At 62.8% G+C, this 26,403-nt stretch carries 27 protein-coding genes; 15 read left to right on the top strand and 12 right to left on the bottom strand.

The window, feature by feature from the left end; all coding sequences use genetic code 11:
* Positions 1–14 precede the first annotated feature (14 nt).
* Genes M2281_RS09700 through holA form a run of 5 tightly spaced genes read left to right on the top strand, consistent with a single transcriptional unit; the run spans position 15 to position 4,502 of the window.
* On the top strand, positions 15–1,001 hold the full coding sequence (locus M2281_RS09700; RefSeq protein WP_280820850.1) for an ABC transporter permease: 987 nt from the start codon (positions 15–17) through the stop codon (positions 999–1,001).
* Positions 998–1,828: an ABC transporter permease gene (locus M2281_RS09695; RefSeq protein ID WP_280820849.1), complete on the top strand. Its 831-nt coding sequence runs from the start codon at positions 998–1,000 to the stop codon at positions 1,826–1,828. The genes M2281_RS09700 and M2281_RS09695 overlap by 4 nt, the downstream gene beginning before the upstream one ends.
* The gene (locus M2281_RS09690; RefSeq protein ID WP_280820848.1) at positions 1,825–2,616 is read left to right on the top strand and encodes an ABC transporter ATP-binding protein; all 792 of its coding nucleotides are present in this window, start codon (positions 1,825–1,827) and stop codon (positions 2,614–2,616) included. The genes M2281_RS09695 and M2281_RS09690 overlap by 4 nt, the downstream gene beginning before the upstream one ends.
* Positions 2,613–3,392 carry an ATP-binding cassette domain-containing protein gene (locus tag M2281_RS09685; RefSeq protein WP_280820847.1) on the top strand — a complete coding sequence of 260 codons (780 nt, stop codon included), beginning with the start codon at positions 2,613–2,615 and terminating at the stop codon, positions 3,390–3,392. The genes M2281_RS09690 and M2281_RS09685 overlap by 4 nt, the downstream gene beginning before the upstream one ends.
* A 60-nt stretch (positions 3,393–3,452) precedes the next feature.
* Positions 3,453–4,502, top strand: a complete 1,050-nt coding sequence (gene holA, locus M2281_RS09680) for a DNA polymerase III subunit delta (protein WP_280820846.1) — start codon at positions 3,453–3,455, stop codon at positions 4,500–4,502.
* Between the two features lie 154 nt (positions 4,503–4,656).
* On the opposite strand, the gene M2281_RS09675 is transcribed toward holA, so the two are convergent.
* The 5 genes from M2281_RS09675 to mnmE all read right to left on the bottom strand — a co-directional run bounded on the left by M2281_RS09675 (position 4,657) and on the right by mnmE (position 10,412).
* Positions 4,657–5,532 carry a ParB/RepB/Spo0J family partition protein gene (locus M2281_RS09675; protein WP_280820845.1) on the bottom strand — a complete coding sequence of 292 codons (876 nt, stop codon included), beginning with the start codon at positions 5,530–5,532 and terminating at the stop codon, positions 4,657–4,659.
* A gap of 29 nt (positions 5,533–5,561) precedes the next feature.
* Entirely contained in the window at positions 5,562–6,359 is a 798-nt protein-coding gene (locus tag M2281_RS09670) for a ParA family protein (protein ID WP_280820844.1), read from the bottom strand.
* Between the two features lie 40 nt (positions 6,360–6,399).
* A complete protein-coding gene (gene rsmG, locus M2281_RS09665) occupies positions 6,400–7,032 on the bottom strand; it encodes a 16S rRNA (guanine(527)-N(7))-methyltransferase RsmG (RefSeq protein ID WP_280820843.1) in 633 nt (210 codons plus the stop codon).
* Positions 7,029–8,906, bottom strand: coding sequence for a tRNA uridine-5-carboxymethylaminomethyl(34) synthesis enzyme MnmG (mnmG, locus tag M2281_RS09660; RefSeq protein ID WP_280820842.1), 1,878 nt, complete (start codon positions 8,904–8,906; stop codon positions 7,029–7,031). The genes rsmG and mnmG overlap by 4 nt, the downstream gene beginning before the upstream one ends.
* Before the next feature lie 180 nt (positions 8,907–9,086).
* Complete coding sequence (gene mnmE, locus M2281_RS09655) at positions 9,087–10,412, bottom strand: tRNA uridine-5-carboxymethylaminomethyl(34) synthesis GTPase MnmE (RefSeq protein WP_280820841.1); 1,326 nt, start codon at positions 10,410–10,412, stop codon at positions 9,087–9,089.
* 61 nt (positions 10,413–10,473) lie between these two features.
* Here mnmE and M2281_RS09650 point away from each other — a divergent pair, with 61 nt between their 5' ends.
* Positions 10,474–12,492, top strand: a complete 2,019-nt coding sequence (locus M2281_RS09650) for a thioredoxin domain-containing protein (RefSeq protein WP_280820840.1) — start codon at positions 10,474–10,476, stop codon at positions 12,490–12,492.
* 48 nt (positions 12,493–12,540) lie between these two features.
* Here the strand turns inward: M2281_RS09650 and rho are convergent, their stop codons facing one another.
* The 3 genes from rho to hemE all read right to left on the bottom strand — a co-directional run bounded on the left by rho (position 12,541) and on the right by hemE (position 15,579).
* The gene (rho, locus tag M2281_RS09645; protein WP_280820839.1) at positions 12,541–13,806 is read right to left on the bottom strand and encodes a transcription termination factor Rho; all 1,266 of its coding nucleotides are present in this window, start codon (positions 13,804–13,806) and stop codon (positions 12,541–12,543) included.
* Positions 13,807–14,005: 199 nt separating this feature from the next.
* Positions 14,006–14,548 (bottom strand): protoporphyrinogen oxidase HemJ, encoded by a 543-nt coding sequence (gene hemJ, locus M2281_RS09640; RefSeq protein WP_280820838.1) that lies wholly within the window; start codon positions 14,546–14,548, stop codon positions 14,006–14,008.
* Entirely contained in the window at positions 14,545–15,579 is a 1,035-nt protein-coding gene (gene hemE, locus M2281_RS09635) for a uroporphyrinogen decarboxylase (protein WP_280820837.1), read from the bottom strand. The genes hemJ and hemE overlap by 4 nt, the downstream gene beginning before the upstream one ends.
* A 400-nt stretch (positions 15,580–15,979) precedes the next feature.
* On the opposite strand from hemE, the gene M2281_RS09630 reads away from it, so the two are divergent.
* The 5 genes from M2281_RS09630 to dnaQ all read left to right on the top strand — a co-directional run bounded on the left by M2281_RS09630 (position 15,980) and on the right by dnaQ (position 19,857).
* Positions 15,980–16,801, top strand: coding sequence for a pyruvate, water dikinase regulatory protein (locus tag M2281_RS09630; protein WP_280820836.1), 822 nt, complete (start codon positions 15,980–15,982; stop codon positions 16,799–16,801).
* 128 nt (positions 16,802–16,929) lie between these two features.
* A complete protein-coding gene (locus tag M2281_RS09625; RefSeq protein ID WP_280820835.1) occupies positions 16,930–17,526 on the top strand; it encodes a Maf-like protein in 597 nt (198 codons plus the stop codon).
* Positions 17,519–18,361 (top strand): shikimate dehydrogenase, encoded by an 843-nt coding sequence (locus M2281_RS09620; protein ID WP_280820834.1) that lies wholly within the window; start codon positions 17,519–17,521, stop codon positions 18,359–18,361. The genes M2281_RS09625 and M2281_RS09620 overlap by 8 nt, the downstream gene beginning before the upstream one ends.
* On the top strand, positions 18,358–18,948 hold the full coding sequence (coaE, locus tag M2281_RS09615) for a dephospho-CoA kinase (RefSeq protein WP_280820833.1): 591 nt from the start codon (positions 18,358–18,360) through the stop codon (positions 18,946–18,948). The genes M2281_RS09620 and coaE overlap by 4 nt, the downstream gene beginning before the upstream one ends.
* 162 nt (positions 18,949–19,110) lie before the next feature.
* The gene (gene dnaQ / locus M2281_RS09610; RefSeq protein ID WP_280820832.1) at positions 19,111–19,857 is read left to right on the top strand and encodes a DNA polymerase III subunit epsilon; all 747 of its coding nucleotides are present in this window, start codon (positions 19,111–19,113) and stop codon (positions 19,855–19,857) included.
* A gap of 101 nt (positions 19,858–19,958) precedes the next feature.
* On the opposite strand, the gene secB is transcribed toward dnaQ, so the two are convergent.
* Positions 19,959–20,459 carry a protein-export chaperone SecB gene (secB, locus tag M2281_RS09605; protein WP_280820831.1) on the bottom strand — a complete coding sequence of 167 codons (501 nt, stop codon included), beginning with the start codon at positions 20,457–20,459 and terminating at the stop codon, positions 19,959–19,961.
* A 114-nt stretch (positions 20,460–20,573) separates the two neighbouring features.
* Positions 20,574–21,071: an FxsA family protein gene (locus M2281_RS09600; RefSeq protein ID WP_280820830.1), complete on the bottom strand. Its 498-nt coding sequence runs from the start codon at positions 21,069–21,071 to the stop codon at positions 20,574–20,576.
* Positions 21,072–21,268: 197 nt separating this feature from the next.
* On the opposite strand from M2281_RS09600, the gene M2281_RS09595 reads away from it, so the two are divergent.
* The 4 genes from M2281_RS09595 to M2281_RS09580 are packed head-to-tail and all read left to right on the top strand — an operon-like array spanning position 21,269 to position 23,993.
* Positions 21,269–21,970, top strand: coding sequence for a Tim44/TimA family putative adaptor protein (locus M2281_RS09595; RefSeq protein ID WP_280820829.1), 702 nt, complete (start codon positions 21,269–21,271; stop codon positions 21,968–21,970).
* A gap of 21 nt (positions 21,971–21,991) precedes the next feature.
* Complete coding sequence (gene mltA, locus M2281_RS09590) at positions 21,992–23,089, top strand: murein transglycosylase A (RefSeq protein ID WP_280821169.1); 1,098 nt, start codon at positions 21,992–21,994, stop codon at positions 23,087–23,089.
* Entirely contained in the window at positions 23,086–23,628 is a 543-nt protein-coding gene (locus tag M2281_RS09585) for a Smr/MutS family protein (RefSeq protein ID WP_280820828.1), read from the top strand. The genes mltA and M2281_RS09585 overlap by 4 nt, the downstream gene beginning before the upstream one ends.
* Entirely contained in the window at positions 23,625–23,993 is a 369-nt protein-coding gene (locus M2281_RS09580; RefSeq protein WP_280820827.1) for a helix-turn-helix domain-containing protein, read from the top strand. The genes M2281_RS09585 and M2281_RS09580 overlap by 4 nt, the downstream gene beginning before the upstream one ends.
* 20 nt (positions 23,994–24,013) lie before the next feature.
* On the opposite strand, the gene M2281_RS09575 is transcribed toward M2281_RS09580, so the two are convergent.
* On the bottom strand, positions 24,014–24,973 hold the full coding sequence (locus tag M2281_RS09575) for a DUF1402 family protein (protein ID WP_280820826.1): 960 nt from the start codon (positions 24,971–24,973) through the stop codon (positions 24,014–24,016).
* 117 nt (positions 24,974–25,090) lie between these two features.
* A complete protein-coding gene (gene hslU / locus M2281_RS09570; protein WP_280820825.1) occupies positions 25,091–26,401 on the bottom strand; it encodes an ATP-dependent protease ATPase subunit HslU in 1,311 nt (436 codons plus the stop codon).
* Positions 26,402–26,403 lie beyond the last annotated feature (2 nt).

The following is a 26,403-nucleotide window of genomic DNA, read 5'->3' as shown; positions in this document are numbered from 1 at the left end:
ATATGTGACGAGACGTGAGACGCGCCTTGCTCCTCCTGCGCCGGCGGCTGATCGGCGCCATTCCGGTGCTGCTGATCGTCGTCATCGGCACCTTCCTGCTGCTTGAAGCGGCACCCGGCGACGCGGTCGACGCCTATGTCGGCATGACCGGCGGCGACGCCGGCCTGATTGCTGAACTGCGCCAGACATGGGGGCTCGACCAGCCGGCGCTGGCGCGGCTCGTGGCCTATTTCTGGTCGCTGGCGCATCTCGATCTCGGCTACTCAGTCACCTTCTCGCGACCGATCCGCGACGTGATCCTGGAGCGGCTGCCCAACACGCTGCTTCTGATGGGCAGTGCCACAGCACTTTCCTTCGGCGTCGGCTCGTTGCTTGGCATCGTCGCCGGCGCGCGGCCGGGCAGCTTTCGCGACCGTTTTTTGTCCGTCGGCTCGCTGGCGCTTTACGCCGTGCCGGGCTTCTGGCTGGGACTGGTTCTAACGGTTCTTTTCTCAGTACAGCTGCGCTGGTTTCCCTCCAGCGGCATCGAGACCATCGCCTCGGGCAAGACCGGACTTTCGCGCGCGCTCGACATAGCTCAGCATCTCGTGCTGCCGGTTAGCGCGCTCGGCATCATCTACCTGGCTCTCTATCTGCGCGTCATGCGCGCCGGCATGGCCGAGGTCTGGCGCATGGATTTTGTGCTCGCCGCCCGTGCCAAGGGCATTTCCCGCCGCCGCATCGTCTGGCGCCATGTGGCGCGCAATGCGCTGCTGCCGCTCGTCACCATGCTCGGCCTGCAGTCGGCTGCTATGCTCGGCGGCAGCGTGGTCATCGAAAGCGTGTTTTCCATTCCCGGTCTCGGCCGGCTGGCGCAGGAGGCGGTCGGCTCGCGCGACACGCCGCTGCTGCTCGGCATCATCCTGGTCAGCGCCGTGCTGGTCATCCTCATCAATCTCGTGGTCGACATGTTCTATGCGGTGCTCGATCCGCGCGTCGGCGCAAGCGAGGAGGGCGGATGAGCTTTGCACACCGTTTCCTGCGCACGCCCGAGGCAGTGGCCGGCGCGCTGATCCTCGCGGCACTGGTGGCGATGGCGCTTGCCGCACCGCTGCTGTTCCCGCGCGACCCATTGTCGATTGCCGGCCCCGCGCTGCTGCCGCCCTTCCAGGACTGGTCGCTGCCGCTCGGCACGGACCGGCTCGGTCGTGACGTGCTGGCCGAACTCTTTCACGGCGCGCGTACCTCGATTGCGGTGGGCCTGGCAGCGGCGGCGACCTCCATCGCGATCGGCGCGACCGTCGGCACTCTGGCCGGCTTTGCCGGCGGCCTGACCGACGAGGTGCTGATGCGCATCACCGACGCTTTTCAGACCGTGCCGGGCTTTTTGCTGGCGCTGGCCTTCGTCAGCGTCGTCGGGCCCTCGCTGGCCGTGGTGGTAGTCGCCATCGCGCTCAGCGCCTGGACCGGGCCGGCGCGCCTTGCTCGCGCCGAGGTGCTGTCCATCCGCGAGCGCGACTATGTCGCGAGCGCCCGCGTGATCGGCATGCATCCGCTTGAAATCGCCTTCCGCGAGGTGCTGCCCAACGCGCTGCCGCCGGTGCTGGCGCTGTCCTCCATCATCGTCGCCGCCGCCATCCTCGTCGAAGCCGCGCTCTCCTTCCTCGGCCTTGGCGACCCCAACCGCGTGACCTGGGGCGGCATGATCGCCGAAGGCCGCGCCGTGCTGCGCTCCGCCCCCTTCCTGTCGATCATTCCCGGCATCGCGCTGGGGCTCACCGTGCTCGGCGTCTATCTCGCCGGCGAAGGGTTTGTCGAAGCCTCCGCCGCAAGGAAGCGCCAGGCATGAGCATTCGTCTTGCGGTCGAAAAGCTCGGCGTCAGCTATCGCGATGGTCGCGAGACCGAGGTGCTGAAGGATGTCTCCTTCGATCTCCGCGCCGGCGAACGGCTGGCCATCATCGGTGAAAGCGGCTCGGGAAAGAGCACGCTGGCGCTGGCCATTGCCGGCCTGCTGCCGGCGGGATCGCGCGTCGACGGCAACATCCGCTGGCCCGAACTCGGGCGTCAGCCGGCCAATGGCCGCGATATCGGTTTCGTCTTCCAGGACCCGTCCTCCAGCCTCAACCCGGTGCTGACGATAGGTGAGCAGATAGCCGAAGTGGCGCGAGCCCATCTCGGCATGAGTTGGCGAGAGGCTTATGCCTACGCCGAAATGCTGCTCGGCCGCGTGCGCCTGCACGATCCGTCGTCGGCGCTGAAAGCTTTTCCGCATCAGCTCTCCGGCGGACAGCGCCAGCGCGTGGCGATTGCGGAGGCGATTGCGGCAAGGCCGGGCCTGCTGATCGCCGACGAGGCGACCAGTGCCCTCGACACCATCGTGCAGGCCGAGATTGTGCGGCTGATCGAGGAACTGGTGGCCGAGGACGGCATGTCGCTCATGTTCATCAGCCACGACATCGCGCTGGCCAGCCAGATCGCCGACCGCATCGCGGTGTTCCGGCACGGTCGTCTGATCGAGATCGGGGAGGTGGTTCAGATCGTCGAAGCACCGCGCGAGGCCTACACGAAAAGCCTGCTTGCCGTGCATATGGGACTCGACACGCCGTCGCTGCTGGCGCCGGAGGCTGTTGCATGAGCGCACCGCTTCTCGTCGCTTCCAACCTCCAAAAGCGTTTCGACAGCCGTGGCCGCACTGTTGCCGCGCTGGACGATGTCAACTTCGAGGTTGCACCTGGCGAGACGCTGGCTCTGGTCGGCCCCTCGGGCAGCGGCAAGACCACCGCCGCGCGCGCTCTGATGCGGCTGACTGAACTTGACGGCGGCGACATCCACTTCGACGGCGAGGATCTTTTGGGGCTCAAGGGTGCGCGGCTGCGGGCCGTGCGCGCGCGGCTGCAGATGGTGTTCCAGGATCCGCGTGCCGCCTTCAACCCGCGCGCGACCGTGGCGCGCGTGCTGGACGACCCGCTGCGCATCCACGGCATCGCGCCGCGTGGAGAGCGGCCGGAAGCAATCGCGCAGCTTCTCCAGCGTGTCGGCCTGTCGCCCGATCTTGCCTCCCGCGCGATCCACGAGATTTCCGGCGGGCAGCGCCAGCGCGTGGCGATCGCCCGCGCCATCGCCACGCGCCCACGCCTGATCGTGCTGGACGAGGCGGTGTCTGCGCTCGACGTTTCCGTGCGCGGGCAAATCCTCGAACTGCTGCTCGACCTGCAGCGTTCGGAAAACATCCCCTATCTGTTCATTTCGCATGATCTCGGCGTGGTGCGGGCAATCGCCCATCGCGTCGCCATCATGGACAAGGGCCGGATCGTCGAAACGGGGAGGGCGGCCGAGGTGATCGCCAACCCGCAGTCCGACACGGGACAGGCACTGGTGGCGGCGGCGCCAAAGCTCAGGCACCGCGCCTGACAAAGCGGCTCTCGAACCTTTGCGTTTTGTGCCAGCGCGCGGCCGTGCTAACCGAATCCCATGGCACAGAAGAAAGCGCACGAAGTCGACAATTGGCTGGCGCGGCCCGATCCCAGGGCCGTCATCGTCCTGATCTACGGGCCGGACCGTGGCCTTGTGGCCGAGCGGGGCCGCGCTTTTGCCGAAAAGAGCGGACTGCCGCTGGACGATCCCTTCACCGTGGTGCGCCTGGAAGGCTCGGAGGTGGAGAAGGAGAGCGGCCGCCTGCTCGATGAGGCGCATACCGTGCCGATGTTTTCTTCGCGCCGCCTGCTTTGGGTGCGCAACGCCGCCGGCCAGAAAGGATTGGCCGACGACATAAAGGTGCTTTCCAAGGAGCCGCCGCGCGACGCCATTGTGCTGATCGAAGCGGGCGACCTAAAGAAGGGCGCTGCACTTCGCACGGTGGTCGAAGGCTGCGATTGGGGCATGGCGCTGCCCTGCTATGCCGACGAGGCACGCAGCATCGATCAGGTGATCGATGAGGAAATGCAGAAGGCGGGCGTGTCGCTGACGATGGAAGCACGGCAGGCCCTGAGAAAAAACCTCGGCGGCGACCGGCTCGCCTCGCGAGGCGAGATCCAGAAGCTCACGCTCTATGCCATGGGCAAGAGCCAGATCGATCTCGAAGACGTAAAGGCGATGATCGGCGACGTGTCCGGCATCTCCTTCGACGACGCGATCGACGCCGTGCTTGAGGGCAAGATCGAGGCCTTCGACACCGTTTTCACCCGCCATACGCAGACCGGCGCTCAGGCATTCCTGATGCTGGCAGCGGCGATGCGGCAGTTCCAGTCGATCCAGCTTATGCGTGGGGCAATGGAAAACGGCGGCACCCGAAACGCTGCGTCAGTCGTGGCAGCCGCCCGCCCGCCCGTGTTTTTCTCCCGCCGCAAGATCGTTGAAGGTGCGGTCGAGCGCTGGACCGGCCCAGCCTTGGCCAGAGCGCTGGCGCGATTGCAAGACGCGGTGTTACAGACGCGCCGCCGGCCCGATCTCGCCTCGGCAATCGCCCGGCAGGCACTGCTCGGCATTGCGGTGGAAAGCGCCAGGCTGCGTCAGCGACGCTGACCAATCCGGAGCGGGTTCTGCCGGGGCATTTAGCTTCGTAAACCTGCCAACTCCCAATCCAACTACCCAAAAACAAATCAGGCGGACGATTGCTCGCCCGCCTAATCAAGATTCATATGAATCAATGAGTTAGATGGATAACAAAACCTAAATGTCAGGCTTTGAGCCGCCGGCACAGGTCGTCGAGCTGCTCGAGCGTCTTGTAAGCGACGCGAAGCTCACCGCCCTTGGCCTTGTGCGCAATGGCGACCCGCATGCCGGTGACATCGGAAAGCAGTTTTTCCAGCGCCAGCGTGTCGGCATCCTTCTCCACGGGCGCAGAAACCTTGGCCTCCTGCACCACCTCCGGCGGAAGCTGCGCCAGCATCTCGGCCTGGCGCACGGAAAGACCCTCTTCCACAATGCGCTTGGCGAGCCCGACCGGATCTGCCGCGGTGACCAGCGCGCGAGCATGGCCCGCCGACAACTGCCCTTCGACCAGCATGTCGCGGATCACGTCCGGCAACTTCAAGAGCCGCAGCGTGTTGGCGACGTGACTGCGGCTCTTGCCGATCACCTGGCCGAGATCCGCCTGCGTATAGTTGTGGTCGTCGATCAGCTGCTGGTAGCCCAGCGCTTCTTCGACCGGGTTGAGGTCGGTGCGCTGGACGTTTTCGATGATCGCCAGTTCGAGCGCCGTGCGGTCGTTGACGTCGCGGACGATGACCGGAATCTCGGCAAGTCCCGCCCGTTGAGCCGCCCGCCAGCGACGTTCACCGGCGATGATCTCGTAGCGGCCGGTCTGTCCTGGGGTAGGGCGAACCACGACCGGCTGAACGACGCCGTGCTCGCGAATGGACTGCGCCAGATCCGTCAGTTCCGCGTCGCCGAAGTGCCGACGCGGGTTCTTCGGATTGGGCGCAACGAACTCGATCGGCACATGCCCGTCCGAGGAAACGACCGGCTGAGCCGCAGCCGCTGGCTTGTCGATTTCGCCGATCAGCGCGGCCAGGCCGCGTCCGAGCCGCTTCTTGGAAATATCTTCGTTCATATCCCGTCCAGACTGTTTCGCAACCGAATCTATGCCGCCTTGAGCTTGCGTTCCTGCCGAATGACTTCGGAGGCAAGCTGCAGATAGGCCTGGCTGCCAGAGCATTTGAGATCGTAGAGGATGGCCGGCTTGCCGTGCGACGGCGCCTCCGAGACGCGCACATTGCGCGGAATGATGGTGTCGTAGACCTTTTCGCCCATATGGGCCCGCACGTCCTCGACCACCTGGTTGGCGAGATTGTTGCGGCCATCATACATGGTCATGACGATGCCCTGGATGACCAGGTCCGGATTGATCGAGCCACGCACCTGCTCGACCGTCTCCAGCAGCTGGCTGAGACCTTCCAGCGCGAAGAATTCGCACTGCAGCGGCACCAGAACCGAATCTGCGGCTGCCATCGAATTCAGCGTCAGCAGATTGAGGGAAGGGGGGCAGTCGATCAGCACATAGGAGTATTTACCGACGCGCTCGGAAGAAGCACGCACGGCATTGCGCAGGCGCAGCACACGATCGGGCGCGCCGGCGATCTCCATTTCGACGCCGAGAAGATCCAGCGTCGACGGAACGATCGACAGGCCGGGCACTGAGGTGGCCACGGCCGCGTCTTCGAGCGTCATGTCGCCGGTCAGCACGTCGTAGGACGAAACCGCGCGATCGCGCCGGTCTATGCCGAGCCCGGTGCTGGCGTTGCCCTGCGGATCGAGGTCCACGATGAGGACCTGCTCGCCAATCGCGGCGAGCGCGGTAGCCAGGTTGATTGCGGTGGTGGTCTTGCCGACACCACCCTTCTGATTAGCCACGGTGATGATACGAGGCCTGGTCATCATGATCATGCTTCTGTTGTTATCCTGTTCAACGGAACGCAATTTACACTCGACGCAGATTGGAAAATTCCAGAACTATGCTCTGCGGATCGATCAAGCTCTTATGTTCTACCAGTTCGAACGACCACAGTTTAGAGCTTTCTTCGACCTCGGTCCGGTAATCCCGTCCTTTGTGGAACAGGGCCTTCGCGCCAGAGGTCAGCCACGGTGCCGAGAGCTGCAAAAGCAGGGGCAGGGGCGCCAGAGCACGCGCCGTGACCACGTCGACATCGCGAATCACTTGGTAAGTGTCCTCGATTCGCTTGGCATGAATATGGGCGGGAAGCCGGAATTCGCCGCAAACCATCTGCAGGAACGACGTTTTTTTCCGATTGCTTTCGACCAGATCGATGCTCGCGCCGTCGCGCTCCATGAGCAGAAAGCCGAGAATGAGCCCCGGGAAACCGCCGCCTGAACCGAGATCGACCCAGCGCTTGGCCCCGGGTTCGAGGCGCGCCAGCTGCGCGCTGTCAAGAATATGCCGGCGCCAGATATCGTTCAGGGTCGAGGGCGCTGACAGATTGATGCGCGCGGCCCACTTGGCGAACAGGCTTTCAAAGGCTTGGAGCCGCTCAAAGGTTTCACGTGAAACAGGGCCGGCCAGCGCGCAAAGTTCTTCAAATGCGTCTGTGGTCACGCGGCACCCATGCGCTGCAGTGCGGATTCCGCATGGCGAACATGCGCAACGATGATGGCCAGAGCCGCCGGCGTCATGCCGTCAATGCGCTGGGCGTCTGCCACGGAGCGCGGCCGCCTGTCACGCAGCTTCTGCTTCAGCTCGTTGGAAAGACCCGGAACCGAATCGAAGCTTAGATCCTGTGGTATCAGCCGCTCTTCCTCACGCCTGATCTGCACGGCGTCTGCCTTCTGACGATCGAGATAGACCGCGTAGCTGGCCTCGATTTCGAGCGCCTCGGCTGTCCGTTCATCCAACTCGTTGAACTGCGGCCAGATGGTAGCCAGTTGGTCGAGGCTGACATCCGGGTAGGAGAGGAGGTCGTAGGCCGAGCGGCGCACGCCATCCATGTTCACGTTGAGGCCATGCTTGCGCGCTTCGGTCGGCGTCACGCCGATCGACTTTGCCATCTGGCGGGCCTGGTCAAGACGGTCGGAGATGGCGCGGTAGCGCGCCACACGCTCAACGCCGGCAATGCCGAGTTCAATTGCCTTCGGCGTCAGGCGTTCGTCAGCGTTGTCCGCACGTAGCGACAGGCGGAATTCGGCGCGAGAGGTGAACATGCGGTACGGCTCGGTGATCCCCCGGCTGGTGAGATCGTCCACCATCACGCCGATATAGGCATCGGTTCGAGAGAACACGACGCCGTCCCCACCGCTGGCTTTTCTCGCGGCATTCAATCCAGCGAGCAGACCCTGCGCGGCGGCTTCCTCGTAGCCCGTCGTGCCGTTGATTTGGCCGGCGAGGAACAGGCCTCTGACCCGACGAGTTTCAAGCGTCTGGTCGAGTTCGCGTGGATCGACATGGTCATATTCAATGGCATAGCCTGGCTGCTGCATCGTCGCGCGCTCCAGCCCGGGTATGGTCTTCAGCAATTCAAGCTGTACATCCTCGGGCAAGGAGGTCGAAATGCCGTTGGGATAGACCGTATGGTCGTCGAGTCCCTCGGGCTCCAGAAATATCTGGTGGCCTTCGCGATCGCCGAACTTGACGATCTTGTCCTCGATCGAAGGGCAATAGCGCGGCCCGATGCCTTCGATCGAGCCGGAATACATTGCCGAGCGTCCGAGATTCAGCCGGATCACCTCATGGCTGGCCGGCGTCGTCCGGGTAATGCCGCAATCGATCTGCGGATTGGCGATCCTGTCCGTCATCAAAGAGAAGGGGGCGGGTTGCTCGTCGGCTGCTTGGCTTTCGAGGCTGGCCCAATCGATGGTGCGGCCATCGAGCCGTGGCGGCGTGCCAGTCTTGAGGCGGCCAAGCTTAAAGCCGGCACGCGCCATCGAGGCCGACAGGGCGACGGACGCCTGCTCGTTCATTCGACCCGCCGGGAATTTGCGCTCGCCGATATGGATAAGACCGCGCAGGAAGGTGCCGGTGGTCAGCACCACAGCTCCGCAGCGGAGGCGGCGGCCGTCGGCCAGAACAACGGCGGCGACACGGCCGTCCTCGACCTCAAGGTCAAAGACCTCGCCCTCAATCACGTCGAGGCCAGCTTGCGCGGCAATCGCTTCCTGCATGGCGAGGCGGTAGAGCTTGCGGTCGGCCTGGGTACGCGGGCCACGCACGGCCGGGCCCTTCTTGCGATTGAGCAATCGGAACTGGATGCCACCGGCATCGGCGATACGCCCCATGAGGCCGTCAAGCGCGTCGATCTCGCGCACCAGATGGCCCTTGCCCAAGCCGCCGATCGCGGGGTTGCAGGACATCACGCCGATGGTGTCGGCTCGTAGCGTCACAAGGGCCGTACGTGCACCCGCACGCGCCGCCGCACTGGCGGCTTCACAGCCAGCGTGCCCGCCACCGACAACGATGACATCGTAGTTGCCGTTCATAGACTTGCTCCGGAGTTCGGCCATTCCATGTTGCCGTTCGCCTTCGAAGTCAAGCCGACAATGCGCAATATTGTTTCACGTGAAACAGGGGAGGCGGATGTGCCTGTGTTTCACGTGAGTCATTTCATGTGGAGAGTGTGTTTCACGTGAATCGCCATACGGGCGAATGTTTCACGTGAGTCATTTTCCTATACAGAACTGCGAGAAAATGACGTCCAGAAGATCCTCCGGATCGACGGCACCGGAGATGCGGCCGAGGCGATCCGAGGCAAGCCTCAGGTTCTCGGAACGAAGTTCGAGCTGATCGTCGGGGAGGCTAAGGCTGCTCTCCAGAAACTCCGTGGTCTTGCTCAGCAGGCTGATATGCCTTTGTCGCGACGGCAATATATCGCCGATGTCTCCGACTGCAGCAGCAGCCCGACCGGTGACAAGCTCGAGCAAGGCATCAATGCCTTCGCCGGTCGCCGTGGATATCAGGGCGTCGTAGGAGCTGGTCTGCCGCTGCGGCCCCTCATCGAGCAGGTCAATCTTTGTTCCGATACGAAGCGTATCTGCTTTCACATCGTCCGAGATCGACTGAGGGGAGGAGGTATCTTTCAAGTATAGGACGAGGTCCGCCTCGCGTGCCCGATCGAGCGCCCGTCCAATGCCGATCGCTTCCACTTTGCCCGGCGCTTCGCGAATGCCGGCGGTGTCTGTCAGGCGAACTTTGACGCCATCGAGATCCAGAACGACTTCAACCAGATCGCGGGTGGTGCCCGGCTCGTCGGTGACGATCGCCACTTCGCGCCGCGCGAGCGCGTTCAACAGGCTCGACTTGCCGGCATTGGGCGCGCCGAGGATCACGACGTCAAAACCATCGCGGATAATTTCGGCGCGATGGAAGCCGCGCACGTGAGTGCGGATTTCGTCTATCATCTTGCGGACATCCGTCCAGACCGTTGCCGAAACCGAGCCCGGTATGTCGGCCTCGTCGGCGAAATCCATTTCGGCCTCGATCATTGCCCGGGCATGTATCAGGCGACGGCGCCAGTCCAGATAGAGCTCGCTTTGCCGGCCTTCGCCATTTAACACCGCAAAGCGGCGCTGCGCTTCGGTCTCAGCGGTGACGAGATCGGCAAGCGATTCCGCTTCCAGAAGATCGACCTTGCCATTGAGAAAGGCGCGCCGCGTAAACTCCCCGGGCTCCGCCAAGCGCAGACCATCCAAAGAGATGATTGCTTCAGTAACAGCCTGCACGACCGCGCGGCCGCCATGCACATGCAGTTCCGCCGAGTCCTCGCCGGTGAAGCTGGCAGGGCCTGGGAAGAACAAGGCAATGCCAGTGTCGAGCAGGGCGCCGTCGCGTGAATGGAACTGGCTGTAACTTGCGTGACGAGGAGCCGGAACCTTGCTCGCGATCGTTTCGAGTACGAATCGTGTTTGCGGGCCTGAAATGCGAATGATGGCGATGCCCGATGGCAGGCGGCCGCTGGACAGCGCAATGATCGAATCCTGGAATATCATTTGCCCGCCATCCTCATGCGCTCTAAGCTTTCTTGTCTCTATGTTCATGGGTTGTGAGATCGTGACGCTGCCAGCTGCAAACCTGCTTTCCGACGAGACCAGTCCCTATCTGCGGCAGCACAGCCACAATCCCGTGCACTGGCGCGCCTGGTCGCCGGAATCCCTGGCCGAAGCCGAAAAGACCCAGAAGCCGATCCTGCTTTCGGTCGGCTATGCCGCCTGCCACTGGTGCCATGTCATGGCCCATGAAAGCTTCGAAAGCGAAGACATTGCCGCCGTCATGAACCGTCTGTTCGTGAATATCAAGGTCGATCGGGAAGAACGGCCGGACATCGACCAGATCTATATGGCGGCGCTGACGGCTATGGGAGAGCAGGGCGGTTGGCCGCTTACCATGTTCCTCACGCCCGACGCGAAGCCGTTCTGGGGCGGAACCTATTTTCCGAAGGAGCCGCGCTATGGGCGCCCTGGCTTCGTGCAGGTGCTGGAAGCGGTCAACAAGGCCTGGCAGGAGAAGCGCGAAAGCCTGGCCAACAGTGCCAACCAGCTTCAGGCGCACGTCTCGGCACGCCTGGCAACAACCCAGCCACCCGCACAGCTCAGCGGAACTCAGCTGAAGAGCCTTGCCGAGGGCGTCTACGGCATGATCGATCAAGAAGCCGGGGGTTTGCGCGGAGCACCCAAATTTCCCAATGCGCCTTTCATGCAAACGCTTTGGCTCAACTGGCTCGCCAACGGAGTTGAACCGCATCGCGACGCGGTCATCAACAGCCTCCAGCATATGCTGCGCGGCGGCATCTACGACCATGTCGGCGGCGGCCTTGCCCGCTATTCGACGGATGCGGAGTGGCTGGTGCCGCATTTCGAAAAAATGCTTTACGACAACGCCCAGCTGCTCCGGCTAGCCAATTGGGCCTATGCGGCAACCGGAAATGAATTGTTCCGGATACGAATCGAAGAGACTATCGCCTGGTTGCTGCGCGAAATGCGCGTCGAAGGCGGCGGTTTTGCCTCGAGCCTCGACGCCGACAGCGAAGGCGAGGAGGGGCTTTTTTACATCTGGGACAAGGATGAGATCGAGGCTGCGCTGAGGGGCGACGCCCCGGCTTTCTTTGAAGCCTTCGAGCTGGCGGCGCCGGACAATTGGGAAGGCAAGCCGATCATCCGCCAGACACCCACTCAAGGTCGCTACGAGTTGGCACATGTGGGCGAGACGGCGCGCCTGAAACAGCGCCTGCTTGACGTTCGTGAGCAGCGTGTTCGTCCCGGCCGAGATGACAAGGTTTTGGCCGACTGGAATGGTTTGCTGATTACGGCGCTGGCTGAATGCGGCCGCACCTTTGGCCGCTCTGAGTGGCTTGCAGCGGCCGAACAGGCATTCAATTTCGTTGTCGCCCATGCGGATGGGTCCGCTCGCCTGCCGCATTCCATTCTCGGCAACCGCGCGCTCTTTCCTGCACTTTCCAGCGACTATGCGGCCATGACCAATGCCGCGGTCGCACTGTTCGAGGCTACCGGAAATGCTGCCTATCTGGAGCAGGGACAAAAATTCCTTGCAGCACTGGATCGCTGGTATTCCGATGCAGATGGTACCGGCTACTTCCTGACGGCATCGGACAGTGCCGATGTCCCGATCCGCATCCGCGGCGATGTCGACGAGGCCATTCCATCGGCGACCAGCCAGATCATCGAAGCGATGGTACGGTTGGCCAGCGTCACCGGATCTATCGAGCTTCAGGAGAAAGCCTGGAAGGTGGCCGAGCATGCGGCTGGCCGCGCCACCCGGCAACAATACGGCCAGGCCGGCATCGTCAACGCCTGCGCGCTTGTGCTGGAGCCCATGAAGCTCGTCATGGTGGACGACAAGAGCGCTCCGCAATTCATTCCGGTGGCGAATCGATGCCCGGATCCAAGGCGAGTCGACATTTTCGTTCCGCTTGGCGCCGATGGTGAGCTGCCAAGCCTGCCCGGCGACGTCCTGCCATCAACGACAAAGGCCGGTGCATATCTCTGCACCGGCCTGAGTTGTCTGCCGACGATAACCGATCCCGCCGAGTTGGAGCGCGCACTGCGCCGCTGAGATGCAGGCGGCAGTCGCGGCCTGCCGCCAACCCAGCCGTGGCACCGGTCAGGTGTTCATCGAATCGAAGAAATCCGAATTGGTCTTGGTCTGCTTGAGCTTGTCGATAAGGAACTCAATCGCGTCGGTCGTTCCCATCGGGGCAAGGATGCGGCGCAGGACGAAGATCTTCTGCAGATCCTGGCGCTGCACCAGCAGGTCTTCCTTACGCGTGCCGGATTTGAGGATGTCCATGGCCGGGAAGATGCGCTTGTCGGCCACCTTGCGGTCAAGCACGATTTCCGAGTTGCCGGTGCCCTTGAACTCTTCGAAGATCACTTCGTCCATGCGGCTGCCGGTGTCGATCAGCGCAGTGGCGATGATGGTGAGTGAGCCGCCTTCCTCGATGTTGCGCGCCGCGCCGAAGAAGCGCTTCGGGCGCTGCAGGGCGTTGGCGTCGACACCGCCGGTCAGCACCTTGCCGGATGACGGCACAACGGTGTTGTAGGCACGGCCGAGGCGGGTGATCGAGTCGAGCAGGATGACCACGTCGCGGCCATGTTCGACCAGGCGTTTTGCTTTCTCGATGACCATTTCAGCAACCTGCACGTGGCGAGTCGCGGGCTCGTCGAAAGTAGAGGACACGACCTCGCCCTTCACCGAACGCTGCATGTCGGTCACTTCTTCCGGACGCTCGTCAATCAGAAGGACGATCAGATAGCATTCGGGATGGTTGGTGGTGATCGAATGAGCGATGTTCTGCAAGAGCACCGTCTTGCCGGTGCGTGGCGGCGCCACGATCAGACCGCGCTGGCCCTTGCCGAGCGGCGCCACCAAATCGATCACGCGCGGCGATATATCCTTGGTTGTCGGATTGTCGACTTCCATCTTCAGCCGCTCATTCGGATAGAGCGGCGTCAGATTGTCGAAATGGATCTTGTGCCGGATTTTTTCCGGATCATCGAAATTGATGCTGTTGACCTTCAGAAGCGCGAAATAGCGCTCGCCTTCCTTCGGGCTGCGGATCGGGCCTTCCACCGTGTCACCGGTTTTCAGCGAGAAACGGCGGATCTGCGAGGGCGAGATGTAGATGTCGTCCGGACCCGGCAGGTAGTTGGCGTTGGCCGAGCGGAGGAAGCCGAAGCCGTCCTGCAACACTTCGACGACGCCGTCGCCGATGATCTCGACGTCTTGCGCCGCCAGCTTCTTCAGGATCGCAAACATCAGCTCCTGCTTGCGCATGACGCTTGCATTCTCGACCTCCAGCGATTCGGCGAACGCTACGAGATCGGTCGGCTTCTTGTTCTTGAACTCCTGGAGCTTCATTTCCTGCATGGACGGACTCTGAATGGGGATTTGGAAAAAAATCGACGAATGCGATGGGATCGCCGTGCGCGGCCGGTACGTCTGAAGAAGGCGGCGCGGGCGTGAAGGAAGAACTGTCTTTTATCCGCCCCGGCGGCAAAGGGCAAGGTGCCTTTTTTGCCTTGCCGATTCAGATCGGTTCATTGCCAGATGGAAGCGATTTAAGGCGTCAGAACGGTTTTACAACCACCAGAATGACGATGAGGATCATAAGAACGGTGGGGATCTCGTTTACCATCCGCCAGTGACGGGCCGGCTTGGTGTTGCGGTCTTCCGCAAACCGGCGGACCGAGGCGGAAAGATAGCCGTGCACGCCTGACATCAGCACCACCAGCCCGATCTTGGCGTGAAGCCAGCCGCCCTGGAAAGCAAATCCCTTCCAGGCCAGCCACAGGCCGAAAACCCAGGTGAGCATCATTGCCGGATTGATGATGGCGCGCAGAAGACGGCGCTCCATCACCTTGAAGGTTTCCGACTGCACCGAGCCCTTCTCGGCATCGCAATGATAGACGAACAGCCGCGGCAGATAGAGCATGCCGGCCATCCAGGAGATCACCGCGATCACATGGATCGCCTTGACCCAGAGATAGAGATTGTCGGGCGCGAACCAGAACAGAAGCGCCGCCAGTACAATGAGGATGACGATGGCGATCGCAGCGCGCTGCATGGCCTTGGCGCCGCTCGCCTGTGGCGTTTTGTTAATCGCGCTCATTTGCCCGAATAGCTCCTGACCTGGCGGATCATCGCCTCGACATGCTCGATCGGAGCCTCCGGCGTGATGCCGTGGCCGAGATTGAAGATCAGCGGCCCGTGGCCGAGCGCGTCCAGAATGGCGGCAACGCCTTCGCTCAGTGCCCGCCCGCCAGCCACGAGCCGCAGCGGATCGAGATTGCCCTGAACGGCACCGCCGGCCTGCAACTCGCGCGCCTGGGCGAGCGGCACGGTCCAGTCGAGGCCAAGCCCGTTTACGCCAGTTGCAGCCCGATAGTGTTGGTAGCGGCTGCCAGCACCCTTCGGAAAGCCGATGATCGGCACGTCGGGATAAACCGCACGAACCTTGCGCACGATCTCGGCCACCGGCTTCACGCAGCAAGCCTGGAAAGTGGTTTCGTCGAGCACGCCGGCCCAGGAGTCGAAGATCTGCAGCACATCCGCACCGGCTTCGACCTGGCGGATGAGATATTGCGCCGAATAGTCGGCGAGCACCGAGAGCAGGCGCTCCATGGCCTGTGGGTCGCGATAGGTGAACAGCCGGGCCGGCGCCTGGTCGGGCGTGCCGTGGCCGGCAATCATATAGGTCGCCAGCGTCCAGGGCGCGCCGCAGAAGCCGATCAGCGTCGTCTCGGCCGGCAGCTCGGCGCGCAGTCGTTTTACCGTCTCGTAGACCGGCGCAAGGTGCTGGTGGAAATTCGAACCGTCGAGCCTGGCGATGTCGCCGGCGCTCATTGGCGTCATCAGCGGACCACGGCCCTCCTCGAAGCGAAGGTCGCGGCCGAGCGCATGCGGCACAACCAGAATGTCGGAGAAGAGGATCGAGGCGTCAAAGCCGAAGCGCCGGATCGGCTGCAGCGTCACTTCGACGGCAAAATCGGGATTGTAGCAAAGGTCGAGGAAACTTCCGGCCGTCTTCCGCGTTTCCCTGTACTCGGGAAGATAGCGGCCTGCCTGGCGCATCATCCAGAGCGGGGGAGGGGAGATGGTTTCGCCCTTCAGGACATCCAGCATGGCGCGTCTTGCGGTCATGGAGCGTCGTCCTCCCCAGTTCGTCCTGAAAATATAATTTCTTAGAGAAGAGTCTTCTGATTCTTAGACTCTGTTGGAATCGAGAATTCTCACTTATCCACGCAGGCCCACTGCTCGCCAGAAAGCATATTGTCGCGCTTCTTCCTGTGTGAATTGGAGAAGTCTGGGGATTATCCGAATTGGCCGTGCAATTACAAGGGCTTGCGAAAGCCCCCGATTTGAGACTGGAAGATGACCGTGGAAAGGCAGTCCGCCTTATCCCCACTTTCATCCCCGGTCGGATTCCGGAACTGACAGCGAGGCGAATTGTGGACAAGTCGCCATCTGATACAGTCGTGGACATCCGTCGGGTGGAAAAGCCGCCCTTATCCACATTTGACCACAGACCCCGGGCCAGCTTGTGAACAAACCCCAGAGCTTCTTCCACCTTCACCTGATTTCGGACGCCACGGGCGAAACGCTGCTTGCGGCGGGACGGGCGGCATCCGCGCAATACAAGGATGCGCGCGCCATCGAGCACATCTACCCGCTGATCCGCACCGAAAAGCAGCTGATGAAGGTGTTCGAGGACATCGAAGAGGAGCCCGGCATCGTGCTCTACACGGTGGTGGACCAGAACCTTGCGCGCATGATCGACAGCCGCTGCGCCATGCTGGGCCTGCCATATGTTTCGGTGCTGGAGCCGGTGCTTTCGGTGTTCCAGTCCTATCTCGGCACGCCGGCCGGTCGCCGCGTCGGCGCCCAGCACGTGCTCGACGCCGAATATTTCCGGCGCATCGACGCGCTGAACTTCACCATGGAGCACGACGACGGCCAGCTGCCGCACGACATCGAAGATGCCGACATCGTGCTGATCGGTATTTCGCGCACGTCAAAGACGCCGACGAGCATCTATCTCGCCAATCGTGGCATCAAAACCGCCAACATCCCCATCGTGCTCGGCGTGCCGCTGCCGGAAAGCCTTAGCTATGCGAAAAAGCCGCTGATCGTCGGCCTGATCGCCACGGCCGAGCGTATCTCGCAGGTGCGCCAGAACAGGCTTTTGGGCACTACCGTGGGTTTTGACGCGCAGAATTACATCGACCGCGCGACGATCACCGAGGAACTCGCCTATGCTCGGCAGATCTGCACGCGCCACAGCTGGCCGATGATCGACGTCAGCCGCCGCTCCATTGAGGAAACCGCGGCGGCCATCGTTGCCCTGCGGAACAAGACGCGATAACGCATCGTTTGGATATCCGGGAACCGGCTTGCGCGGATAACGCGCGGGCAGAGCGTTCCGGATAGGCCGGGCTTGCGTGTTGTCGCGGGACAGGCGCGGGTTTCGGAAAAGCAGCCGAGGGTCGCGCGATGGAAAAGATCATACTGGCGTCGGGAAGCCCGTTTCGCAAAGCGTTGCTGGCCAATGCAGGGGTGCCGTTCACAGCCGTGCCGGCAGATGTGGACGAGCGCGCGGTCGAGGCGCCGCTGGAGGGCACGGGCACGACGCCGGAAGAGGTGGCGCTGATCCTCGCCGAAGCCAAAGCGCTGAATGTCAGCGAAAGATACCCCGGCGCGCTGGTCATCGGCTGCGACCAGACGCTGTCGCTTGATGACAGGATTTTTCACAAGCCGCGCGACAAGGAAGATGCGCGCCGCCATCTGCTCGACCTGTCGGGCAAGACCCATCAGCTCAACAGCGCAGTCGTGCTGGTGCGCGACGGGGAGGTGCTTTGGAGCGACGTGCCGATTGCCCGGCTGACCATGCGCAAGCTCGATCCGGGTTTTGTTGGCCGTCATCTGGCCGCCGTCGGCGACAAGGCGCTCGATAGCGTCGGCGCCTATCAGATCGAAGGGCAGGGCATCCAGCTGTTCGAGAAGATCGACGGCGATTACTTTACCATTGTCGGGCTGCCGCTTCTGCCGCTGCTCAAGGAATTGCGCAAACTCGGGGCCATAGATGGCTGAAACAGGTAAGAAGGCATTCGTCTGCGGTCATCCGATCGCTCATTCGCGGTCGCCAAAGATTCATGGCTTCTGGCTGAAGCAGTACGGCGTCGAAGGCAGCTACACCGCCATCGACGTGGCGCCCGATGCCTTTAGCGGGTTCCTAAAAGACATCGCCGTCGATGGTTTTGCCGGCGGCAATGTCACCATTCCCCATAAGGAGTCGGCTTTCCGCCTGGTCGAAAAGCGCGATGCGGCAGCCGAGGCCATCGGTGCCGTGAACACGCTGTGGTTCGAGAACGGAACGCTGTGCGGCGGCAACACCGACGCCTATGGCTTTGCAGCCAATCTGGATGAGCAAGCACCCGACTGGGACAAGGCCGATACCGCGCTGGTGCTGGGCGCAGGGGGTGCTGCCCGCGCCATCATCCATGCGCTGAAGGAGCGCGGTTTCAAGCAGATCCGCATCGTCAACCGCACGGTGGAGCGAGCCGAAGCGCTCGCTGACCAGTTCGGCAAGGGTGTTTCGGCCCATCCGCTGGCAGCAAGCGGCGAGTTCCTGCCCGAAACGGGTCTGCTCATCAACACCACCTCGCTCGGGATGCACGGCAATATGGAGATTCCGGTGGACCCCTCGGCCCTGCCGGACGACGCCACCGTCACTGACATCGTCTATGTGCCGCTCGAAACGCCGCTGCTTGCCGCAGCCCGGGCGCGCGGGCTGAAGACCGTCGACGGGCTCGGCATGCTGCTGCACCAGGCGGTGCCTGGCTTCGAGCGCTGGTTCGGCGTCAAGCCGACGGTAACGCGCGAACTTCGCGACATGATCGTTGCCGATCTGGGGCCCTCTGCATGATCGTCCTGGGGCTTACCGGCTCGATCGGCATGGGCAAGTCGACCGCGGCGAAGATGTTCGCCGAGGCAGGCGTTCCCGTGCACGATTCCGACGAGGCGGTTCACCGGCTCTATGCGGGCGAAGCAGCGGCGCTGGTGGAGGCGGCCTTTCCGGGAACGGTGCGCGACGGGGTGGTCGATCGCGCGGTGCTCGCCGGCCAGGTGCTTGGCAAGCCCGAGGCGCTGAAGAAGCTCGAAGGGATCATCCATCCGCTGGTGCGGGCGGATGCCGATGCCTTCCTGGCGCGCCATCGCGCCGCCGGCGCGCCATTGGCCGTGCTGGACATACCGCTCCTGTTTGAAACCGGCGGGCGCGACCGCGTCGACAAGGTGGTGGTGGTGAGCGCCCCGGCCGACATTCAGCGCGAGCGCGTGCTGTCCCGGCCCGGCATGACCGAGGAGAAATTCGCCAGCATCCTGTCTCGCCAGGTCCCGGATGCCGAAAAGCGCAGCCGCGCCGATTTCGTCATCGACACCGGGGGCGAACTTAGCGAAACGCGGCGCGCGTTGCATGAAGTCGTGGCGGCCCTTGCCGGGGAAAAGCTCTAACCTGCTGCCAAATGCCCCTTGCGGTGCGACGGCTGCGGGTATCATCATAATCGACAGAGTTCCCACATTCGGGGACAGCTTTCGGAAAAATGTCGCGAAAGCCAAAAATGCGGCGGCGTTGTGCGCTTTATCCCGCACATGCCGTAGGCAAGGAGTGATTCGTTGCGCGAAATCATTTTCGATACGGAAACGACAGGCCTCGACGCCAAAGAAGACCGAATCATCGAAATCGGTGCGGTGGAGCTGGTCAATCGTTTCCCGACGGGCAACACCTTTCACGTCTTCATCAATCCGCAGGGCCGGCAGGTGCATCCCGAAGCACTGGCCGTGCACGGCATCAGCAATGAGCGACTGGCCAACGAGCCGACATTCCCCGAGATCGTCGATCGGTTCCTGGATTTCTTCGACGGGGCCAAGATGATCGCCCACAACGCCAATTTCGATATGGGCTTCATCAATGCCGAGCTGGCGCGGCTCGGCCAGCCGGCGCTGGATCCCGATCGCGTGGTGGATTCTCTGGCGCTTGCCCGGCGCAAGCACCCGATGGGGCCGAACTCGCTCGACGCACTGTGCCGCCGCTACGGCATCAACAACAGCCACCGAACCTTCCACGGCGCGCTTCTCGACTCCCAGCTGCTGGCCGAAGTCTATATCGAGCTGATCGGCGGCAGGCAGGCCGCACTTATCCTCGATGCAGGCAATGAGCGTGGCGCTGTCGAGGCAAGCGGCGGCGTGCAGGTGGAGATCGCAATCGCTCCGCGGCCCGAGCCTCTGCCGTCGCGCATTAGCGAAGCCGAACGTGTCGCGCATGCCAAGCTGGTTGCGGGGCTGGGCGAAAAGGCCATTTGGGCCAAGATCCTGGCCAGCCAGTCGGGCGAAGCCGATACCGCCGAACAGCTCCAGGCCTGAGGCGCCAGCGAATAGTTACGAACTTTCCGAGCTCACGCTCCACAAACGAAAAAACCCGGCACTAGGCCGGGTTTTTTGTAACTTGTGATCGCGGTCGAAGCTTAGCTGACCTGAACCTTGGCCGCGGCCTGGTCTTCGGCGATCTTCTGCTGGAACATCTGCGCGAAATCGATCGGGTCGAGCATCAGCGGCGGGAAGCCGCCATTGCGGGTGGCGTCGGCGATGATCTGGCGCGCGAAGGGGAACAGCAGGCGCGGGCACTCGATGAAGAGCAGCGGCAGCATGTGCTCCTGCGGGAAGCCTTCGATCTTGAAGACGCCACCATAGACCAGCTCGACGTTGAACAGAACGTCCTTGTCGAAGGCAGCCTTGGCCGACAGCGTCAGGTTGACGTCGAATTCCGTGTCCGAGAGCGGATTGGCGTTGACGTTGACATTGATGTTGATGCCGGGGGCCTTGTCGCGGCCGCGCAGCGAGTTCGGCGCGCCGGGGCTTTCGAACGACAGGTCCTTCACATACTGCGCAAGCACGCTGAGCGACGGCTGGGCGCCAGCGGCGTTGCCGTTACCGTTGCCCACCGGCTGGTTCTCGTTGTTGGCCATGAGCCATATTCCTCTTAGGTTCAGCCGCCCGGCGGCCTGACGTGGAAATCGTGCGTTGGCTAGCATGGCCTTGAAATCAAGACAAGGTTTTGCCGCGTTTGGCCGGATTTCCTCTCATTCGTCGCCGATCTGCTTCCAGGGCGAATGCGGGTTTTGCGAGCTTGGGCGCCTCGAATAGTCCTCTTCGTTGAGGTCGATGGTCTTGCCGCGACCCTGCTTGCGCGAAAAGCCGCCCATGCCGCGATAATCGACGGTGAAATCGACGCGGCGGCGCAGGAAATTCCAGCCGAGGTCGCGTACCGCCGGCAGGAACAGCAGGATGCCGATGATGTCGGTGAAGAAACCAGGCAGCAGGAGCAGGATGCCGGCCAGCAGCACCATCACGCCGTGGGCGAGCTCGCGGCTGGGGTCGCGCCCGGCTGCAACCTCGTTGCGGATGCGGGTCATCACGCCAAACCCTTGATGTTTCAGCAGCATACCGCCGGCAATACTCGTTGCGACCGCCAGCGCCAGCGTCGGAAAGACCCCGATCTGCCGCCCGACGATTATGAACCCAGCGATCTCGATCAGAGGGAGCAACAGGATGAAGAAGGGAATGGACGAAGCGCGCACGAACCCGCCTAAGTTAGGTTTCATCAAAATGCCCAGCATGGATGCTGGCACATCGTACGTTAGATAGGTATGCAGGCCTTTGATTTGAATGATGGCTGCATGCGTTCTATATGCATGAATTGAGGCGCGGAATGCGACGGAACGGGGAAGACTCCGGGTCGACGTAGCCGAAGTTTAAGGATTGGATGGCGAGAGATATGGAATTCTTCGACTTCGGCACATTGTTCTTTCTTATCGCGGCCGTGGTGATCTTTTTCCAGCTGCGCAACGTGCTTGGTCGGCGCACGGGCAACGAACGCCCGCCTTTCGATCCCTATACGGCCGGCCGGACCCAGAACAAGGATGCGGCGACCGCAAAGTCCGACAACGTCGTTTCGCTGCCGCGCAAGCGCGCCGACAATGACGAGGCCTATGCGGCCATCGACACTTTCGCCCAGCCCGACACCGAGCTGAACAAGGGCCTCCGCGCGATCAAGGACGCCGATCCGAGCTTCGACCCCAAGGGTTTTGTCGAAGGCGCGAAGATGGCCTACGAGATGATCGTCATGGCCTATGCCGACGGCGACCGCAAAACGCTCAAGAACCTGCTTTCGCGCGAGGTCTATGACGGCTTCGTCGCGGCGATCTCCGAGCGCGAGGCCCGTTCGGAAAAGATCCAGTCCTCCTTCGTCGGCATCGACAAGGCCGACATCGTCTCGGCCGAGATGAAGAACAGCGAGGCGCATATCACGCTGCGCATCGTCAGCGAGCTTATTTCGGCCACGCGCGACAAGTCCGGCGAGGTGATCGACGGCGACCCCGAGACTGTGGCCGAGGTCAAGGACGTGTGGACCTTTGCCCGTGACGCGCGCTCGCGCGACCCCAACTGGAAGCTCGTCGCGACCGAAGAAGAAGAATGATTGTCGGGCGGGGGCCGGCCGGTGGCGCTATCGCCTGTTTTCCGCATCGTCTCCTTTGACGACCTGCCCGGCTGGCGCCTGGACGATCAGTCCGGCGCCTATGCCGCTTTCCGCCGCTCGGCTTTCCATGTGCTGAACAAGCCTTACCGCACCGGTTCGCTGGGCGTTGAATTTTCCGCCTTTGCCGATGCCTATGCCGAAGCCCGCGCTTGCGAACAGCAGGATGCGCGGGCGTTTTTCGAACGGCATTTTGTGCCTGCGCTAATTGCGCCCGAAGATGGAGCAAAAGGCTTTGTCACCGGCTTTTACGAGCCGGAAGTCGAAGCCTCGCCTGTCCGCACAGACAAATTCACCGAGCCGCTTCTGGAGCGGCCAGCCGATCTGGTTGATGTGGACGACAGCAACCGTCCGGCTGGGATGGATCCCTATCTCGCATTCGTGCGCTCCACGCCGGAAGGCTTGGTCGAATATTTCGACCGGCCGGCAATCGAGCAGGGGGCGCTGGCGGGGCTGGGGCTGGAAATCGCCTGGCTGGCGGACCCGGTCGACGCCTTTTTCGTCCATGTCCAGGGTGCGGCACGGCTCAACATGACGGACGGCTCATTGCGGCGGGTGACTTATGCCGCAAAATCCGGCCAGCGTTTCACCGGCCCAGGCGGAGTGCTCGTGGAACTGGACGAAATCCCGCTGGAAAAAGTCACCATGCAGTCGATCCGCGCATGGTTCAAAGCCAATCCGAGCCGGGTGAACGAAATTCTCTGGCGCAACCGCTCCTACATCTTCTTCCGCGAAGCGCCCGTCGAGCGGCCGGAACTGGGACCCATCGCGGCGGCCAAAGTGCCGCTCACACCCGGGCGCTCGGTCGCGGTCGATCGGCTGCTGCACACATTCGGCACGCCCTTTTTCATCGACGCGCCGACGCTGACGGCCTTTGACGACGCGCCTTTCCGCCGCCTGATGATTGCGCAGGACACCGGCTCGGCAATCGTCGGATCGGCGCGCGGCGATCTGTTCGCCGGATCGGGGTTCGCTGCGGGCGAAGTAGCCGGCGTGGTGCGCAATCGTGCCGACTTCTTCGCACTCATCCCCCGCGCCCTTGCAAATGGAGCTGCCTCGTGAGCGGTCGGTCGCAAAAGCCGCTCAGCGAGGAGGACCGTATCCTCTGGAGCCTGGTTGCGCGCTCTGCCAGGCCGCTGAAGGGGCGTGCGGCGGTGGAACTGCCGCCCGAGCCGCCCATGACCATGGAACAAGCCATGGCGGAGAAAATCGTCGCCGCACCGCCGACACCGGCCAAGGCCAAGCCACGCCAGACGGTCACACAGTCCTTCGATGCGCCGACACATGACAAGCTTGCCAAGGGGCGCCTGCCGATCGAAGGCCGAGTCGACCTCCATGGCATGACGCAGGAGGAAGCCTATTCGCTGCTCTTGTCCTTCCTCAACCGCGCCTATGCCGGCGGGGTGCGCTATGTGCTGGTGATCACCGGCAAGGGCTCGTCCTCGGGCGGGGAAGGGGTGTTGCGGCGTGCCGTGCCTGCCTGGTTGGCCACGCCGCCGTTCCGCATTCTCGTCAGCAGTCACGACCATGCCGCGCGCAATCATGGCGGCGCCGGCGCGCTCTATATCCGGCTGCGGCGCCACCCGGTGCAGCGGCCATGACCCCGCTCGGCGAAAAGCTGCGGCAGCTGCGGCGCGAACGCGGCGTCAGCCAGAAGGAGATGGCGGCCGCCATCGGCGTCAGCCCGGCCTATCTTTCGGCTCTTGAGCATGGCCGGCGCGGCGCGCCGACCTGGCCGCTGCTGCAGAAGATCATCGGCTACTTCAACGTCATCTGGGACGATGCCGAGGAGCTTCAGCTCCTGGCGGAAACCTCGCATCCGCGCGTGGTGATCGACACTTCCGGCCTGTCGCCGGCGGCTACGGCGCTGGCGAACCAGCTTGCCGGCTGCATCGGCCGGCTGGACGAGGATGAGATCAAGGACCTGATCGGGCAGCTGGAGGAGGCGCGCAAGCGCCGGCGCTGACAATTGGCGCCAGAGGTTAGCTAGAACAGCGCCTTTAGGTCAGACAGCTTTTCGTTGACCAGCCAGCCATAGTAATTTTCCTCGGGCAGCTTTTGCTCCTGGCCCTCGAAGTGGCGGCGCTCGTTTTCGGCCTTCAGCGCGCGGGCGCGAACCTCAGGGTTGCCGACATTGTAGAGCGTGGCAGTAACGCCCGGATTTTTCGAAATGTCGAAGCCGGCGACGTCGCGATAGACGTCCATGGAGGTTTTCACCGTCGCCGCCACATAGGGTATCGTCAGGTCCGGGTCCATGATTGTCTCATAGACCTGGTTGGGCTGGCTGGCATCGAGCTTCGGCAAGCCGGAGATGCGGTGCACCATGTCGCTCACCTCCAGCGCGGTCAGCGGGTTGAGCTGACCTATACCGAAAGTCTGGCCGGCATAGAGCGGCTGGAAGAAGGTGGCGCTGAAGCGATCGTCGGGGAAGCTGGTGCCGCCCACGGTCTTGCCGCGGAACTGGCGGTTCCACACAGCCTCGCGGCACGACCACAGATCAAAGCTGTCGGTCTTGTCAGCGCAGCCCGAGAATTGCGGCCGCTTGATGAAGTCTTGGACGTTCTCGCCGCCGTAGCTGAAGCTCAGCCCGCTGCTGAGATAGGAAGCGGCCTTGATGTAATAGGTCTGCAGCCGGTCATAGGCGTCGACATTGTAGGTGTGCTCGCCGACGATGGCGCCCACGATGTGCATAGGGTCGATGTGATAGGCGGCGGCGGTCTCGACGATCTTGGCGCGCAGCTTGGTGTCGTTCTTCAAAAGCGCATAGACCTTGCGGTACTTGGCGTCGAACGTGGTGTTGCTGGCCTTGGTGCGCCGGGATGAAGCGCCGGGAATTGCAGGCTGTTCCGCATTGCGGTTACCCGGCGGCACCAGCGTCGTCGCGCCGGCCGGCTGGAGCCAGCCTGCAAGGGTAAGGACCAATGTCGAAAGAATGAACTTTTTCATGCGCTGCCGCACCCGGGGGAAAGTCATAGGGGCCGGCAAACTAAAAAATGCGCCCGCTGGAGTCGAGTGCATTTGTGTCACGCCCGCCGGCATTACCGGCGGGCGTGGTAGATGGCATTAGAGGATGAAGCGCGACAGGTCGGTGTTGCGCGACAGATCGCCCACATGCTTCTGGACATAGTCGGCGTCGATCGTGACCGTGGTGCCGAAGCGATCGGGCGCGTCGTAGGAGATCTCGTCGAGCACCCGCTCCATCACCGTCTGCAGCCGACGCGCGCCGATATTCTCGACGCTGTCATTGAGCTCGACGGCGATGCCGGCCAGCGCGTCGATCGCGTCGTCGGTGAATTCGAGCTTCACGCCCTCGGTCTCCATCAGCGAGATATACTGCTTGATAAGGCTCGCTTCCGTCTCGGTCAGGATGCGACGGAAGTCTTCCTTGTCCAGCGCGCGCAGCTCGACGCGGATCGGCAGGCGGCCCTGCAGCTCCGGCAACAGGTCGGACGGCTTGGCGACATGGAAGGCGCCCGAGGCGATGAACAGGATATGGTCGGTCTTCACCGGCCCATACTTGGTCGCCACCGTCGTGCCCTCCACCAGCGGCAACAGGTCGCGCTGCACGCCCTCGCGGGAGACGCCTGCGCCGACACCGCCATCGCGTGCCGCGATCTTGTCGATCTCGTCGAGGAAGACGATGCCGTCGTCCTGCGTCGAGGCCAGCGCACGCTGCACTACTTCGTCCTGGTCGAGCAGCTTGTCGGATTCGTCGGCGATCAGCAGCGCGTAGGAGTCCTTTACGGTCGTCTTGCGCGTCTTGGTGCGGTTGGCGCCCATCGCCTTGGACAGCATGTCGCCGATGTTCATCACGCCGATATTGGCGCCGGGCATGCCGGGGATCTCGAAGCCGCCGACCGGGCCGCCGGTATCGGCAACCTCGACCTCGATCTCCTTGTCATCCAGCTCGCCGTCGCGCAGCTTCTTGCGGAAGGAGTCGCGGGTGGCCGGGCTGGCGGTCTTGCCCACCAGCGCCTCCAGAACGCGCTCCTCGGCGTTGAGATGCGCGCGCGCCTTGACGTCTTCGCGCATCTTCTCGCGCACCAGCCCGATCGCCGCCTCGACCAGATCGCGGATGATTTGCTCGACGTCGCGGCCGACATAGCCGACCTCGGTGAACTTGGTGGCTTCGACCTTCACGAAGGGCGCGCTGGCGAGCTTGGCGAGGCGCCGCGAGATCTCCGTCTTGCCGACGCCGGTTGGGCCGATCATCAAAATGTTCTTCGGCATCACCTCTTCGCGCATCTGGCCTTCAAGCTGCTGCCGGCGCCAGCGGTTGCGCAGGGCAATCGCCACGGCGCGCTTGGCCTCCTTCTGGCCGATGATGTAGCGGTCGAGTTCCGAAACGATTTCGCGTGGGGAAAAGGTACTCATGA

Source organism: Pseudaminobacter soli (ex Li et al. 2025), assembly GCF_029892515.1.
Lineage (GTDB): Bacteria > Pseudomonadota > Alphaproteobacteria > Rhizobiales > Rhizobiaceae > Pseudaminobacter > Pseudaminobacter soli_A.
Note: the sequence above shows the minus strand (reverse complement) of the source record. Positions and strands in the feature narration are given on the sequence as shown.